We start from the raw sequence: 14,827 nt of genomic DNA, 5'->3' as shown, positions 1-14,827 counted from the left end.
TCGTTCCCCCGTACGGGGGACGGGAAATCTGATCTGAACCGAGGTGTACGCCATGGTGGCCCCGCCGGACAACGACGTGATCTGGGCGCGTTCCCTGCACCACTCCCACAACGGCTCACCCGCGCTCGGCGGGATCTCCCTGGAGGTCCGCGACGGCGAGATCCTCGCCGTGACCGGCCCGCGAGGCAGTGGCAAGACGACTCTGCTGCACTGCCTCTCCGGCCAACTGGTGCCCCAGCAGGGCGAGGTGTGGTTCAACAGCGTCCCGGTCCACACCATGGGTCCGCGGCTGCGCGAGCGGCTGCGCCGTGACCGGTTCGGCTGGATCGCACCCGATCCCCAGCTCGTGCCGGAGCTGAACACCTGGGAGAACGCAGCGCTTCCCCTGCTGCTGCGCGGCACCTCGCACCGGGTCGCGAAGAAGGTCGCCATGGAGTGGCTGGAGCGGCTCGACATCGGCATGTGCGCCAAGAAGCGGCCGCACACGCTGCTCCAGGGGCAGCGTCAGCGGATCGCCGTCGCCCGCGCGCTGACCGGCTCACCCACGGTGATCTTCGCCGACGAGCCGACCGCGACGCTGCAGCGCACGGACCGCAATCACGTGCTGCGGACACTGACGAGCGCGGCCCGCTCGCACGGCATCACAGTCGTGCTCGCCACCCATGACGCGGAGGTCGCCTCGCTGGCAGACCGTACGGTCCCGCTGCTGGACGGCCGCCGGGTCGCCACCGTCGCCCTGCCCGCCGGGTCCGATACGGAAGGCCGCGCGGCGTGCTCGCTCTCCGTCTAGCCCGCGGTACCCATCCGCTGGTCCTGGTGCGGCGGCTGCTGGTCGCGGCCGCCTCGGCCGGGGTCGGTTTCCTCCTCCTGTGCACTCTGGCATACGCGTCGACGCATCCGGCGTACTCGACCGCCTCGGTACTGCGGCTGCTGTGGTGCTTCGTGCCGCTGGCCGCCACCGTGCAGTTCGCGGTCGCGGTGGCCCGTACGGATCCGAGCACCCGCCCGCGTCCGGGGCTGTCCGCCGTCGGTCTGGGGCCGCTCCGGCTCGGCATGCTGGCCGCGGTCTCCACCGCCGTGTCCTGCACGCTCGGGTCGATGGTGGCGCTGCTCGTCTTCCTGTATCTGCGCGGCGATCTGCCCGGGCTGCCGTTCGACGGTGCGCCGGCCGGACTGCTGGGTGCAGGGGCCCCGTTGCCGGTGGCCGCAACCCTGGTTCTGCTGACGGTGGTACCGGTGGCCGCGGCGGCGGCGAGCGCGATGGCGCTGCGCACCCGGCCGCTGCAGGCGGCGGTGCCGGAGGACGCCACGCAGGACATCGTGCCGGACGAGCAGATTCCGGCTCCGGCCGATCCGCCGACCGGGCTGCCGTGGGGCGTGGCGCTGACGGCAGCCGGTCTCGCGGTCGAGGCGTACGCGAGCCATGATGGCGCGGGCAGAGCGTTCCCCCTGCCGGGAATTCCCGATACCACCCCGCCGTGGGTGCTGGCCGGGTGGTCGCTGACGGCGATCGGTCTGGCCATGGCGGGTCCCGGACTGACGCACCTGTGCGGACAGCTGCTGCAGGCGGTGCGTCCCGGAGCCGTACGCCTGCTGGCCGGAAGGGTGCTGATGGACGAGGCGCGCCGGATCGGCCGGCCGCTGGGTGTGGTCTGCGCGGTGCTCTCCGCGGCGATCGCGGCGATCGCGCTGTACGGGACGGGTCCGCGGCCCTTCGGCCCGCTCACCGCGCTCGGCGCCGTACTCGTACTGGGCTGCACGACGGCGACGCTGCTGACCTCCGCCCTGGAGGCGAAACAGGCCCGCGCCCACCTGGCTCGGACGCTGCTGCGGCTCGGCGCGCCGGCCTCGGCGCTGCGGGCAGCGACGGCCCTGCGCGTGGGCGTTCTGCTGGTCGTGTTCGCCCCGATCACCTGGGCGATCGCCGAATTGGCCGCGCTGCCGCTGACCGGCTGAAGAGCCGCCAGCCGGCCCCGGCCGGTACGTAGCATGACAGCGTGGAGAACCCGGACGACAGCATTCCTGCACCCGGCATCGAGATCGAGTCGCTCGCCGAATTCGACGCGGTGATCGCCGGCGGGTCACTGGCCGGGCATCGCGTCCAGTCCGTCGACCTGACGGACCGCAGCGCCGCGCTGTTCGCCGCGGACACGTCCGGCGCGGTCTTCCTCGGCTGCCGGATGGAGCCGGACGCGGCGGCAAAGGTGCGGGCCGACGGGGCGTTCGTCTTCCCGCCCGTGCCGGGGCTGCCCTTCGATCCGTACCGCGGCCTGCTCTACTCCCCCGACGCACTCTACGAAGGGCTGGCGGAGGGGGGTTACGAGGCGACGCCCGACGCCCGCGCGTACCGCTGGTTCCAGCGGACCCACGCGAGCGGCGACGCCTTCGCCTCGATGCTGCGCGCGCTCCATGACGACGCGGTCTCCGACGCGTTGGACGAAGTCCTCACCGGAGCGCGGGTGGTCGGGGTGATGGGCGGCCACACGACCGCGCGGGGCAGCGCGGCGTACGCGGCCGCGGCCCGGCTGGGCCGGACCCTGGCGCGCGGCGGGCTGACGGTGGCCACCGGCGGCGGCCCGGGTGCGATGGAGGCGGCGAATCTCGGTGCGTACGCGGCGCCGCATCCCGATCCGATGCTGGACAAGGCATGCGAACTCCTAGCCGCCGCCCCGTCGTTCACCCCCTCGGTCACCGACTGGGCGCTGGCCGCCTTCGCCGTGCGGGAACGCTGGCCGGACGGCGGAGGCTCCGTCTCGATCCCCACCTGGTTCTACGGTCATGAGCCGCCGAACCCGTTCGCGGACCACATCGCCAAGTACTTCGCCAACGCGCTGCGCGAGGACGGGCTGCTCGCCCGCTCCACGGCGGGCGTCGTCTTCCTGCCGGGCGCCGCCGGAACCGTTCAGGAGGTCTTCGACAACACGACGCCGAACTACTACGGCTCACGCGGCACACCGACCCCGATGGTGCTGGTCGGCCATGCCCACTGGACGGAGGAACTGCCCGCCTGGCCACTGCTGCGGACGCTGGCCGCGGGCCGGCCGATGGAGTCCCGCATCGCCCTGGTCGACACCGTGGACGAGGCCCCCGAGGCACTCGCCCGGCTGTCCGGCTGACCGTCCCGTCCGGCCGAGTGGTTCAGATCGCTGCGAGCCGGTTGACCAGCGCGTCGAAGAACGCCTCCCAGCCGTCCTCCGCCGCCGCGTACTGCTCGGCCGTGAGGTTGCCGCCGCGCTGCTGGAAGACCATCTCGGTGGTCTTGTCGCCGCGATCGGTGAACGTGACGGTGACGATCTCGCCCTCGACGTCGTCGGGCGCGGTCGCGTCCTTCAGTGTGAAGACGAGCCGCTCGGGTGCGACCACCTCCCGGTAGACACCGTGGAACGGCATCTCGGTGCCCGGCACCACGATGACCAGGCTCCACGTGCCGCCCGGCCGGACGTCCATCGACACCCGGTCGAGCGGCACCTCGGCGTCCCCGCCGTACCAGGCGGCGAAGTGCTCGGGGGTCGTCCAGGCTTCGAAGACGAGTTCCCGCGGGGCGTCGAAGATACGGCTGATGTCGATGCCCTCGCGTGCCGATTCAGTCATGGTCCCTGTCCTTTTCGGAGTCGTTCCCGATCTTCTGCAGCTGCTTGAGGTGTTCCCCGAGACGGTCTAAACCGCTCTCCCGGAACGCCCTGTAATGGTCCAGCCACTCCGTGGCGTCCGCCGGCGGCGCCGCCTGGACAGCCCTTGGAGGAGCTCAGAACACCGCGGGCAGCACCACTGTCTCCGACACGTCGAAGGTCACGCCCACCGGCGCGCCCTCCTGAGGGGTGTCCCTCAGCGGGCACTCCGCCTCCAGGACCGGACCGCTCTCGGGGTGGAGGGTCACGGCGACATGGTTGCCCCGGAAGGTGCGCGCGCCGACCGTGCAGCGCAGCCCGGACTCCGGGGATCCGAGCCGTACGCCCGCCGGACGCACCAGCAGAGCGCACGGACCCTGCGGCGAGCCGTCCGGCACCGGCACCTTCCCCCACGCCGTACCGGCCGCCGCGCCGGTCACCGTCGCGTCCACCACGTTGTCGAAGCCGAGGAACCGGGCGACGAACGCGGAGGCGGGGCGCTGCCAGACCTCCAGCGGGGTGCCCGCCTGGGCGATACGCCCGTCGCGCATCACGACGACCCGGTCGGCGAGGGCGAAGGCCTCGCCCTGGTCGTGGGTGACGGCGAGTACCGTCGTCCCCAACCGGGCGAACAGAGTGCGCAGTTCGACGACGAGGCGTTCGCGCAGACTGCGGTCCAGCTGGCCGAGCGGCTCGTCCAGCATCAGCAGCTTCGGCCGCGGGGCGAGCGCCCGCGCGAGGGCGACGCGCTGCTGTTCTCCGCCGGACAGTGCGGCGACGGCCCGCCGTTCGGCGCCAGGCAGGCCAACCAGTTCGAGAAGTTCGGCAACCCTGCGGTCCTGGTCGCCGCGTGTGACACCGTGCATGCGCAGCCCGAAGGCGACGTTGGCGCCGACATCCCGGTGCGGAAAGAGCTGATGATCCTGGAACATCAGGCCGAGACCGCGCCGGTGCACCGGCACCCCGGTCTGGTCGACGCCGTCGAGGAGCACCCTGCCGCCGTCCGGCGGGTGCAGTCCGGCGACCACGCGCAGCAGGGTCGACTTGCCGCTGCCGCTGGGCCCCAGGACACAGACGATCTCGTGGTCCGCAACCTTCAGATCCACCGCGTCGAGGGCCGCCCGCTTCCCGAAGAGGACAGTGGCGGATTCCAGTGTCAGCATGTCCAGAACACCCCGAGCATCGTCAGAACTCCCCGGACCGGTCCGGGCGGATACGTTCGAGCAGCAGCAGCGACACCGCGCACACCAGCATCAGAATCGTGCTGAGCGCCATCGCCTGCCCGTAGTTGAGCTCCCCGGACCGTCCCAGCAGCCGCGCCACGGCCACCGGCAAAGTCGGGTTGTCGGCCCGCGCAATGAACACCGTCGCCCCGAACTCGCCGAGCGACACGGCGAACGCGAAGCCCGCCGCGACCAGCACCGCTCTTCGCACCAGCGGCAGATCGACCTCGCGCCAGGCCCGCAGCGGCGACGCCCCGAGCACCGCCGCCGCCTCCCGGAGCCGCCCGTCCACCGCCCGCAGGACCGGCAGCATCGTCCGTACGACGAAGGGAACGCCGACCAGCGCCTGGGCAAGCGGCACCAGGATCCACGAAGTCCTCAGATCCAGCGGGGGCTTGTCCAGGGTGATCAGAAAGCCGAAGCCGACGGTGACGGCGGACACCCCGAGAGGCAGCATCAGCAGCGCGTCGAAACCGCGGACCAGCCGCTCGGCCAGGGGGGTCCCCCCGGCCGAGTCCGTTCGAGGCCGGGGGAGCGTCAGCGCGGCCGCCGCGAGCCCGCCGACGAGCAGCGCGATCGCAGTCGCGACCAGCGCGTACCGCAGTGAGTTCCCGACCGCTTCGAAAGGTGCGACCAGGAACGTGCTGCCGCTCGCCTCCACGGACTGCAGGGCGCGGTAGTAGCCGAAGCCGTAGCCGCCGGGGGCGTCCAGCGAACGCTCCACGAGCACACCGAGCGGCAGCAGGATCAGCACCAGCACCGTCAGCAGGACCCCACCGAGCAGCGCCCACTGCCCGGCGCCGCGCGGCCTGCGGGACGTCTGCGCCGGATCGACCAGCTTCAGCGCCGTTTCCCTGCGCCGCACGGTCCACGCGTGCACGGCCAGGATCGCTCCGACCGCGGCGAACTGAACCAGCGTCAGCACGGCAGCCGTCGGAAGGTCGAGGAGCTGGGCGGTCTGCCGGTAGATCTCGACCTCCAGCGTGGAGTAGGCCGGACCGCCGAGGATCTGTACCACCCCGAAGGAGGTGAACGTGAAGAGGAAGACCATCAGCCCGGCGGCGGCCACTGCGGGCGCGAGGGCCGGCAGAGTGACCCGCCGCCATGCCGCGAACCGCCCGGCGCCCAGCACCCGGGCGGCCTCCTCCTGCCGCGGGTCGAGCTGCGACCACAGCCCGCCGACGGTCCGCACGACGACCGCGTAGTTGAAGAAGACATGGGCGAGCAGGATCGCCCACACCGTGGTGTCGAGACGCACGCCCGCCAGTTCGTCGAGGAAACCGCCGCGCCCCAGCAACGCCAGAAAGACCGTCCCCACGACGACGGTCGGCAGAACGAACGGCACGGTGACGACCGCCCGCAGCACCTGCTTGCCGGGGAAGTCGAAGCGGGCGAAGACATACGCGCCGGGCAGCGCGATCAGCAGCGTCAGCGCGGTCGACGCGAGGGCCTGCCAGGTGGTGAACCAGAGGACGTCGAGGATGTCCGGCCTGGTCAGCACCTCGCCGATCCGGCTGAACTGCCAGGCGCCGTCGGCCTTCAGCCCGCGGCCGACGATCGCGACGACGGGGTAGGCGAAGAACAGCGCGAAGAACGCGACGGGCACGGCCATCAGACCGAGCCGCACCACGCTCCCCCGCCACGCCCCTGCGCGCCGGGGGGCCGCGAGCCGGGTCCGGTCGCGCGAGCCCTTCCCGCCCGCGCCCGGACCGCGTACGGGAGTCTTCGCTACTTCACTACGAGCGAGGACCACGACTGGACCCACTGCTCACGGTTCTTGGCGATGGCGTCCGGGGCCACTGTGGCGGGCCTGTCGACCGTCGCGCCGAACTCCGTGAAGAGCTCCGGCAGCTTCGCGTCCTTGGTGACGGGGTTCACGAACATGTTGAGCGGCATGTCCTCCTGGAACTTCTTGCTGATCAGGAAGTCCAGCAGCGCCTTGCCGCCCGCCTCGTTCTTCGCGCCGTTCAGCAGACCGGCGAACTCGATCTGACGGAAGCACGTCCCGGTCGCGACGCCGGTCGGAGCCTCGCTCGGCTGCGGCTTCGCATAGAGCACCTCGACCGGCGGGCTGGAGGCGTACGAGACGACGAGCGGCCGGTCCGCCTTGGCCTTCTTGCCGCCCGCGGACCCGGAGAACTCCTCGTTGTACGCCTGCTCCCAGCCGTCGACCACCTTCACGCCGTTGCTCTTCAGCTTCTTCCAGTAGTCCTGGTATCCGCTCTCGCCGTAGGTGGCCACGGTCCCGAGGAGGAAGCCGAGACCGGGCGACGAGGTCGCGGCGTTCTCCGTGACGAGGAGGTTCTTGTACGCGGGCTTCGCCAGGTCGTCGAAGGTCTTCGGCGGCGCGAGCTTCTTGTCGGCGAAGTACTTCTTGTCGTAGTTGATGCAGATGTCGCCGGTGTCGATCGGGGTGACCCGGTGCTTGGCCGCGTCCAGCTGGGAGTCGGCCGCGACCCGGTCGATGCCCTTCGCCTCGTACGGAGTGAACAGTCCGTTGTCGAGGGCGCGGGAGAGCAGCGTGTTGTCGACGCCGAAGAACACATCACCGCGCGGGGAGCCCTTGGTCAGGATCTCCTGGTTGAGAGCGGCGCCTGCGTCACCGCTCTTCAGCACCTTGACCGTGTAGCCGGTCTCCTGCGTGAACGCCTTCAGTACATCCTTGGAGGCGTTGAACGAGTCGTGGCTGACAAGGGTCACGGTCTTCGAACCGGAGCCCTTGGTGTCGCCGGCCCCCGAGGCCGAGTCGCCGGAACTGCCGCAGCCGGCAAGTGCCGTGACGCCGAGCGCGGCGGCGACGGCCGTCGCCGCGAGCTGCTTGGTCCCACGCGTGGTGCGGGTGGTGCTCATTATGAATTCCTCCTGGGTTTTGACCAGGAAGAGACGCGGCCCTGCCCTTGGAGAAGCGGGCAGGGCGCAACAGCATGAGTTGATGACCGAACTTCCTACCCGGAATGACCCGGGCGAGGTTCAGAGGGTCTGCGGCCAACCTGTCCTCGGTGCCGCACTCTCAGCGCTGTGGCGCTCCCCTGTCGGAATATGAAGTTGATTTCTGGCCCAGGTTACACGGGCCCTTTCGACCTCAGCGCTCGGATGCCGCCAGCTGCCCGCAGGCCCCGTCGATCTCCTGGCCGCGGGTGTCCCGCACGGTCACGGGCACTCCGTGGGACGCGATCGCGTCGACGAACGCCTTCTCGTCCTCGGGCCGGGAGGCGGTCCACTTCGAGCCGGGCGTCGGGTTGAGCGGGATCAGGTTCACATGGACCCGCTTGCCCTTGAGGAGCCGGCCGAGCAGGTCACCGCGCCAGGCCTGGTCGTTGATGTCGCGGATCAGCGCGTACTCGATGGAGATCCGGCGGCCGGACTTCTCCGCGTACTCCCACGCCGCGTCCAGCACCTCGCGTACCTTCCAGCGCGTGTTCACCGGCACGAGCGTGTCCCGCAACTCGTCGTCCGGCGCGTGCAGCGAGACGGCGAGACGGCACTTGAAGCCCTCGTCGGCAAAGCGCAGCATGGCCGGCACCAGGCCCACGGTGGAGACGGTGATGCCGCGCTGCGAGAGACCGAGACCGTCCGGCTCCGGGTCGGTCAGCCGGCGAATCGCGCCGACCACCCTCTTGTAGTTGGCGAGCGGCTCGCCCATGCCCATGAAGACGATGTTGGAGAGCCGCGCGGGCCCGCCCGGAACCTCACCGTCACGCAACGCCCGCATGCCGTCCACGATCTGGTGGACGATCTCGGCCGTCGACAGGTTGCGATCCAGACCGGCCTGCCCCGTCGCGCAGAACGGGCAGTTCATCCCGCATCCGGCCTGCGACGAGATGCACATGGTCACCCGCTCCGGGTAGCGCATCAGGACGGACTCGACCAGCGTCCCGTCGTGCAGCTTCCACAGCGTCTTACGGGTGGTGTCGTCGTCGCAGCTGATGTGCCGGACCACGGACATCAGGTCGGGGAACATCGCCTCGGCGAGCTTGTCCCGCGAACCGGCCGGGATGTTGGTCCACTCGGCCGGGTCGTGCGCGTACCGCGCGAAGTAGTGCTGCGACAGCTGCTGCGCGCGGAACGGCTTCTCGCCGATCGCGGCGACGGCTTCCTTGCGCTCGGCGGGCGTGAGGTCGGCAAGGTGCCGCGGCGGCTTCTTGGTTCCGCGGGGCGCGACGAAAGTGAGTTCTCCGGGCTTAGGCATGGTCCGTCCAGTGTCGCAGACACGCCGTGGCAGTAGTGGCCTTCACCAGCTCAGGAGGGATGAGGGGCACACGAGCCCGGTCGACGTCGGCCGTCATCAGTCGACGTCGACGGCCTTTTGGCGGCCCACGGACGGCCCGGCCGCATGCAGGACAGTGACCGATCGCACCACAGGCAGGTGGTGCGCACAACGGCCCACCGCGCCCTAGAATCGAATATGTGTCCGAAAACTGCTCTCGCCCGGATCGCCCGCGCATCGTTCGCGAGTGCCAGACGTACCAGCTGGGCGAACCGGTCGCGCCATGCCGAGCCGGAGAAACGCGAGGCTGAGGCACACAGGGGTACCCGACCTGCCTCCATCGGCACCCGCCCGTGCCCGTACCGCCGACCCGACAGAGCCAAGAGAGCGAGGAGTGCTTTGAGTCGCGAGCTGCCGGACCCCGAGGACACGCGTGACGCACCGATCGTCGTGCACCGAGCAGCAGGAGCGGGTGGCCGTCGAGTGACGATCCGCGCTCGGACCGCGGGCCTCGCCCGCAGCGACGCCGACGTGGTCGAGTTCCTCCGCCGCGCCGGCCTGCCGGACGCCGACGACGTGCTGGACGACCCCCGGTGGGTGGAGTGGCAGGGCGGCCGACCACACGAGTACGGCGCGGCCCGATAAGGGACTGTCCGGACAGGTTGGCGGCGCGACTGTGCTCGCCGGGGAACTGAACGGCTGCGGCCGCGCATGAGACTGTGAGCCGGTGAGATCGGGGCTCAAGGGCGATCAGTGATGTTGTTGCCCGAGACGCAGGTCGAACGGCGCCTGTGTCCCGTTCCTGGCCGAGTTCTCCGGGCTGAGGCACGGTTCGTCCGTGTCGCGGACAGAAGAGTGAGGGCCCGCCGTCCTGTGGACGACGGACCCTTACATGGAGAAACTCAGGTCGGGATGGTGGCGGCCCGACTTCTCAGGTGGAGCCGACGAAAAGCACCAGCAGGAGCCAGACCACCGGAGCGGTCGGCAGCAGCGAGTCCAGTCGGTCCATGATCCCGCCGTGACCGGGCAGCAGCGTGCCCATGTCCTTGATCCCCAGATCCCGCTTGATCATGGACTCGCCCAGGTCGCCGAGGGTGGCGCTGGCAGCGACGGCGAGGCCGAGCAGCAGCCCCTGCCACCACGTGCCGTCATCGATCAGGAACTCCATGCACAGCGCGCCGGCGACCATCGCGAAGGCGACGGCTCCGAACAGTCCCTCGCGGGTCTTCCCGGGGCTGATCCGCGGCGCGAGCTTGTGCTTGCCGAAGCGCCAGCCGACGGCGTACGCGCCCGTGTCGCTGACCACGGTCAGCAGGAGGAAGGTGAGGACCCGCTGCGGCCCGTCGTCCGCGCTCAGCAGCATCGCGACGAACGTGGCCAGGAAGGGTACGTAAAACGCGGCGAAAACACCGGCCGTGACGTCCCTGAGGTATCCCTCGGGCGGCTCGGCCATCCGCCAGACCAGCACCGCCAGGGCGGTCAGCGCCATGGCGACCCAGGCGCCCTCGGCTCCGCGCATGTAGCCGGCCACGACCATCGCCGCGCCGCCGATCGCGAGCGGTACGAGCGGTGCCTTGATGCCCTTGCGCTCCTGCAGCCGGGAGGTGAGCTCCCAGAGACCGACGACGACGGCGATCGCTATCACGCCGATGAAGACGGCCTTCACGATGAAGAGCGAGGCGACGATGACGGCCCCGAGCCCCACACCGACCCCTATGGCGGCTCGCAGGTCACGACCCGCACGTTTCTTCTGCGGGGGCGGCGGCGCGGTGGACATGGGCTCCTGCGGCTTCTCGTCACGGTACGGGGGAACGCCGCGCCGGCCGGAGGCTCCCCCGTTCCGGTCGTCACGGTCGTCAGCGTCTCTACCTGCGTCGGGAACGTCCGGCACGATGGGCATGGGCCGAGTGTGCTGGGCGTCATGCACATCGTATGCAGGACCCGCGGGGGCAGCCCTCATCTCGGGCGTACCCCCGTAGCCGGCTCCCTGCGGGGCGCCCCAGGAAGAGTCGTTCATCAGACTTCGAGCAGCTCGGCTTCCTTGTGCTTGAGCAGCTCGTCGACCTGCGCGACGTACTTCGCAGTGGTGTCGTCGAGCTCCTTCTCGGCGCGGCGCACCTCGTCCTCGCCGGACTCCTTGTCCTTGACCAGCTTGTCCAGGGTCTCCTTCGCCTTGCGGCGGACGGCCCGGATCGAGATCTTGGAGTCCTCGGCCTTCGTCTTCGCGACCTTGATGTAGTCGCGACGACGCTCCTCGGTGAGGTCGGGGAAGGTCACTCGGATGATATTGCCGTCGTTGCTCGGGTTGACGCCGAGGTCGGAGTCGCGGATGGCCTGCTCGATGTTGCGCAGCGCGCTCTTGTCGAACGGCGTCACGACGGCCATGCGCGGCTCGGGAACCGAGAAAGAGGCCAGCTGGTTGATCGGGGTCAGGGCGCCGTAGTAGTCGGCGACGATCTTGTTGAACATCGCCGGGTGCGCACGGCCGGTGCGGATCGCGGCGAAGTCCTCCTTCGCGACCACGACGGCCTTCTCCATCTTCTCCTCGGCCTCGAGGAGGGTTTCTTCGATCACCACGTGCTCCTGCGTGTCTTGAGTGGGCCCGGCGTGCTCGGGCCCGGCGGGTCCTGCGTCGCGTCCTCACCTGCACGGTGTCCGACCGGCAGGCCGTTGTCCATCCTTCGGGACCGTCCCCCGGGTGTCCCCGGCCGGGCCCGGGACCGTCGGGGGATTCCCCCGGGCGGCCCCCCGGTTGTCAGGCCCGGGTGCCCTGGTCGCTCACGAGCGTGCCGATCTTCTCACCCTTGACGGCGCGGGCGATATTGCCGGCCGCGGTCAGCTCGAAGACGAGGATCGGCAGCTGGTTGTCACGGCAGAGCGTGATGGCGGTGGCGTCGGCAATCTTGAGATCACGGGCGAGTACCTCGCCGTACTCCAGCGCGTCGAACTTCACCGCGTCGGGGTTGGTCTTCGGGTCGGAGTCGTAGACCCCGTCCACCCCGTTCTTACCCATGAGCAGGCCCTCGGCGTCGATCTCCAGGGCGCGCTGGGCGGCGGTGGTGTCGGTGGAGAAGTACGGCATGCCCATACCGGCGCCGAAGATGACGACGCGTCCCTTCTCCAGGTGCCGCACGGCGCGCAGCGGGATGTACGGCTCCGCGACCTGCCCCATGGTGATGGCCGTCTGGACGCGGGAGTCGATGCCCTCCTTCTCCAGGAAGTCCTGGAGCGCCAGGCAGTTCATGACGGTGCCGAGCATGCCCATGTAGTCGGACCGGGCTCGGTCCATGCCGCGCTGTTGGAGCTCGGCGCCGCGGAAGAAGTTGCCACCGCCGATGACAACCGCGATTTCCGCACCGCCCCGGACGACAGCCGCGATTTCCCGGGCGATGGCGTGTACGACGTCGGGGTCGACGCCGAGGCCCCCGCCGCCGGCGAATGCCTCTCCGGACAGCTTCAGCATGAAGCGTCCGGCCACCTTGCCGTCCTCGCGCTTGTGGTCACCTTTGGCGGCGTCCGCGCCCTTGTTCATGGAGATTCTCCTCGTGCACATACGAAGAAGGCCATTGCCGGTGGGTCTGGTGTCCCTCAGCGGCAATGGCCTCCTCGTCAGATCTGCGGTCGTACGGCGGGTGTGCGGCCGTACGACTGCACCAGACCCTATCGGGGTCCACCGTTTTTCGCGGACGGACTCAGATGCCGACCTTGATGCGCGAGAAGCGCTTCAGGGTGACACCGGCCTCGTCCAGGACCTTCTGGACGGACTTCTTGTTGTCCTTGGCGAAGGCCTGCTCCAGGACGACGACGTCCTTGAAGAAGCCGTTGACGCGACCCTCGACGATCTTCGGAAGGGCGGCCTCGGGCTTGCCCTCCTCGCGAGAGGTGGCCTCGGCGACACGACGCTCGTTCTCGACCGTCTCGGCCGGAACCTCGTCGCGGTTGAGGTACTTCGGGGCGAAGGCGGCGATGTGCTGCGCGACGTCCTTGGCGACCTCGGCGTTCTCCTTGTCCAGCTCGACCAGGACGCCGACCTGCGGCGGGAGGTCGGGCATGGTGCGGTGCATGTACGCAGCCACGTAACCGCCGGTGAACTGCGCGAAGCGGTCCAGGACGATCTTCTCGCCGAGGTTGGCGTTGGCCTCGTCGACGTAGGCCTGAACCGTCTTGCCGGCCTCGATCTCGGAGGCGAGCAGCGTGGCCAGGTCGGCCGGCGAGGTCGCGGCGACGTGGGCGGCGAGAGCGTTGGCGACGGCCAGGAACTTCTCGCCCTTGGCGACGAAGTCCGTCTCGCACTTCAGCTCGAGCAGGACGCCGGAGGTCTTGTCCTCGGAGATGAGGGAGACGACGGCACCGTTCTCGGCAGAACGGCCCTCGCGCTTGGCGACGCCCTTCTGACCCTTGATACGGAGCGCCTCGACGGCCTTGTCGACGATGCCGTCGGCCTCGTCGAGCGCCTTCTTGCAGTCCATCATGCCGGCGCCGGTGAGCTCGCGGAGCTTCTTGACGTCAGCGGCGGTGTAGTTCGCCATGAGTCTGTGTTTCTCTCTCGAAGTCTGAAAGATCTACGGGTGAACGGCGGGGGCGGTGCCTGTGGCACCGGCCCCCGCCGTCATTCAGCCGTGACGGAGTCGTCAGGCCTGCTCGGCGTCCGCGGCCGGAGCCTCGGCAGCGGCCTCGGCCGGCGCCTCGGCGGCGTCCGCGGCCTTCTCGGTCTCGGCGGAGGTCTGCACCTCGGCGTCCGCCTTCTTGTCGCCCTCGAGCAGGTCGCGCTCCCACTCGGCGAGCGGCTCACCGGCGGCCTTGTCGCCCGGCTTCGAGTCGCCGGTCGCAGCGCCGGAACGGGCGATGAGGCCCTCGGCGACGGCGTCGGCGATCACGCGGGTGAGCAGGGTGACGGAGCGGATCGCGTCGTCGTTGCCCGGGATCTTGTAGTCGACCTCGTCGGGGTCGCAGTTGGTGTCGAGGATCGCGACGACCGGGATGTGGAGCTTGCGCGCCTCACCGACGGCGATGTGCTCCTTCTTGGTGTCGACGATCCAGACGGCGCTGGGCACCTTCTGCATCTCGCGGATACCACCGAGGGTCTTCTCCAGCTTGGCCTTCTCGCGGGAGAGGACCAGGAGCTCCTTCTTGGTGAGGCCGGAGGCGGCCACGTCCTCGAAGTCGATCTGCTCGAGCTCCTTCAGACGCTGAAGGCGCTTGTAGACGGTGGAGAAGTTGGTGAGCATGCCACCGAGCCAACGCTGGTTGACGTACGGCATGCCGACGCGCGTCGCCTGCTCGGCGATGGCCTCCTGGGCCTGCTTCTTCGTACCCACGAACATGATGGAGCCGCCGTGCGCGACGGTCTCCTTGACGAACTCGTAGGCGCGGTCGATGTACGACAGCGACTGGAGCAGGTCGATGATGTAGATGCCGTTGCGCTCGGTGAAGATGAAGCGCTTCATCTTCGGGTTCCAGCGACGGGTCTGGTGACCGAAGTGGACGCCGCTCTCCAGCAGCTCCCGCATCGTGACGACGGCCATGGCCGTACTCCTTGAGGTACTCGGTTGTCGCAACCGCAGGATTGCGGTCGCGCCTGACGCCCCGACGCGCCATGCCACGAGGGACCGAGGAGCGCGGCCACCGTCCGCAGAGAGGGAGGTGGCGGGGCGTGCGAAGTCGACCCGGTGACCCGGATCGCCACAAGAAGTGTACGGGACCCGTCGAGTGCCGGGTGACGGCGCTGTCCACAACCGGCGAGTAGTCCACAGATCCGGTCCATGATCCCCGCGGATCCGCCGGGTGCG

General features: G+C 69.8%; 14 protein-coding genes and 1 riboswitch. Of the genes, 4 read left to right on the top strand and 10 right to left on the bottom strand.

Annotated elements, in window-relative coordinates; genetic code table 11:
* Positions 1–52 precede the first annotated feature (52 nt).
* Genes ACFU8W_RS31780 through ACFU8W_RS31770 form a run of 3 tightly spaced genes read left to right on the top strand, consistent with a single transcriptional unit; the run spans position 53 to position 3,116 of the window.
* Complete coding sequence (locus tag ACFU8W_RS31780) at positions 53–790, top strand: ABC transporter ATP-binding protein (protein WP_384044405.1); 738 nt, start codon at positions 53–55, stop codon at positions 788–790.
* Positions 772–1,956 (top strand): hypothetical protein, encoded by a 1,185-nt coding sequence (locus ACFU8W_RS31775; RefSeq protein WP_384044402.1) that lies wholly within the window; start codon positions 772–774, stop codon positions 1,954–1,956. The genes ACFU8W_RS31780 and ACFU8W_RS31775 overlap by 19 nt, the downstream gene beginning before the upstream one ends.
* A 41-nt stretch (positions 1,957–1,997) precedes the next feature.
* A complete protein-coding gene (locus tag ACFU8W_RS31770; RefSeq protein WP_384044399.1) occupies positions 1,998–3,116 on the top strand; it encodes an LOG family protein in 1,119 nt (372 codons plus the stop codon).
* A 22-nt stretch (positions 3,117–3,138) separates the two neighbouring features.
* Here ACFU8W_RS31770 and ACFU8W_RS31765 read toward each other — a convergent pair whose 3' ends face one another.
* The 5 genes from ACFU8W_RS31765 to rlmN all read right to left on the bottom strand — a co-directional run bounded on the left by ACFU8W_RS31765 (position 3,139) and on the right by rlmN (position 9,020).
* Positions 3,139–3,591 carry an SRPBCC domain-containing protein gene (locus ACFU8W_RS31765; RefSeq protein WP_384044396.1) on the bottom strand — a complete coding sequence of 151 codons (453 nt, stop codon included), beginning with the start codon at positions 3,589–3,591 and terminating at the stop codon, positions 3,139–3,141.
* A gap of 154 nt (positions 3,592–3,745) precedes the next feature.
* Positions 3,746–4,771 carry an ABC transporter ATP-binding protein gene (locus ACFU8W_RS31760; protein ID WP_384044393.1) on the bottom strand — a complete coding sequence of 342 codons (1,026 nt, stop codon included), beginning with the start codon at positions 4,769–4,771 and terminating at the stop codon, positions 3,746–3,748.
* A gap of 22 nt (positions 4,772–4,793) precedes the next feature.
* Positions 4,794–6,443 (bottom strand): ABC transporter permease, encoded by a 1,650-nt coding sequence (locus ACFU8W_RS31755; RefSeq protein ID WP_384044484.1) that lies wholly within the window; start codon positions 6,441–6,443, stop codon positions 4,794–4,796.
* Between the two features lie 116 nt (positions 6,444–6,559).
* Positions 6,560–7,681: a thiamine ABC transporter substrate binding subunit gene (locus ACFU8W_RS31750; RefSeq protein WP_384044390.1), complete on the bottom strand. Its 1,122-nt coding sequence runs from the start codon at positions 7,679–7,681 to the stop codon at positions 6,560–6,562.
* Positions 7,682–7,755: 74 nt separating this feature from the next.
* A riboswitch (TPP riboswitch) is annotated at positions 7,756–7,872 on the bottom strand.
* A gap of 41 nt (positions 7,873–7,913) precedes the next feature.
* Complete coding sequence (rlmN, locus tag ACFU8W_RS31745; protein ID WP_384044387.1) at positions 7,914–9,020, bottom strand: 23S rRNA (adenine(2503)-C(2))-methyltransferase RlmN; 1,107 nt, start codon at positions 9,018–9,020, stop codon at positions 7,914–7,916.
* A 417-nt stretch (positions 9,021–9,437) separates the two neighbouring features.
* Between rlmN and ACFU8W_RS31740 the strand changes: the two genes are divergently transcribed.
* Positions 9,438–9,683, top strand: coding sequence for a hypothetical protein (locus ACFU8W_RS31740; protein WP_384044384.1), 246 nt, complete (start codon positions 9,438–9,440; stop codon positions 9,681–9,683).
* 286 nt (positions 9,684–9,969) lie between these two features.
* Here the strand turns inward: ACFU8W_RS31740 and ACFU8W_RS31735 are convergent, their stop codons facing one another.
* The 5 genes from ACFU8W_RS31735 to rpsB form a co-directional block, all read right to left on the bottom strand.
* Entirely contained in the window at positions 9,970–11,055 is a 1,086-nt protein-coding gene (locus tag ACFU8W_RS31735) for a phosphatidate cytidylyltransferase (protein WP_384044381.1), read from the bottom strand.
* Positions 11,055–11,612 carry a ribosome recycling factor gene (gene frr / locus ACFU8W_RS31730; protein ID WP_093899080.1) on the bottom strand — a complete coding sequence of 186 codons (558 nt, stop codon included), beginning with the start codon at positions 11,610–11,612 and terminating at the stop codon, positions 11,055–11,057. The genes ACFU8W_RS31735 and frr overlap by 1 nt, the downstream gene beginning before the upstream one ends.
* Positions 11,613–11,793: 181 nt before the next feature.
* Positions 11,794–12,570 carry a UMP kinase gene (gene pyrH, locus ACFU8W_RS31725; protein WP_358860122.1) on the bottom strand — a complete coding sequence of 259 codons (777 nt, stop codon included), beginning with the start codon at positions 12,568–12,570 and terminating at the stop codon, positions 11,794–11,796.
* A 160-nt stretch (positions 12,571–12,730) separates the two neighbouring features.
* Entirely contained in the window at positions 12,731–13,567 is an 837-nt protein-coding gene (gene tsf / locus ACFU8W_RS31720) for a translation elongation factor Ts (RefSeq protein ID WP_266981015.1), read from the bottom strand.
* 102 nt (positions 13,568–13,669) lie between these two features.
* The gene (gene rpsB / locus ACFU8W_RS31715) at positions 13,670–14,563 is read right to left on the bottom strand and encodes a 30S ribosomal protein S2 (protein WP_326792734.1); all 894 of its coding nucleotides are present in this window, start codon (positions 14,561–14,563) and stop codon (positions 13,670–13,672) included.
* Positions 14,564–14,827 lie beyond the last annotated feature (264 nt).

It is taken from the genome of Streptomyces sp. NPDC057565 (assembly GCF_042801455.1).
GTDB classification, from domain to species: Bacteria; Actinomycetota; Actinomycetes; order Streptomycetales; family Streptomycetaceae; genus Streptomyces; species Streptomyces yanii.
This window is presented reverse-complemented; position numbering and strand designations above follow the sequence as displayed.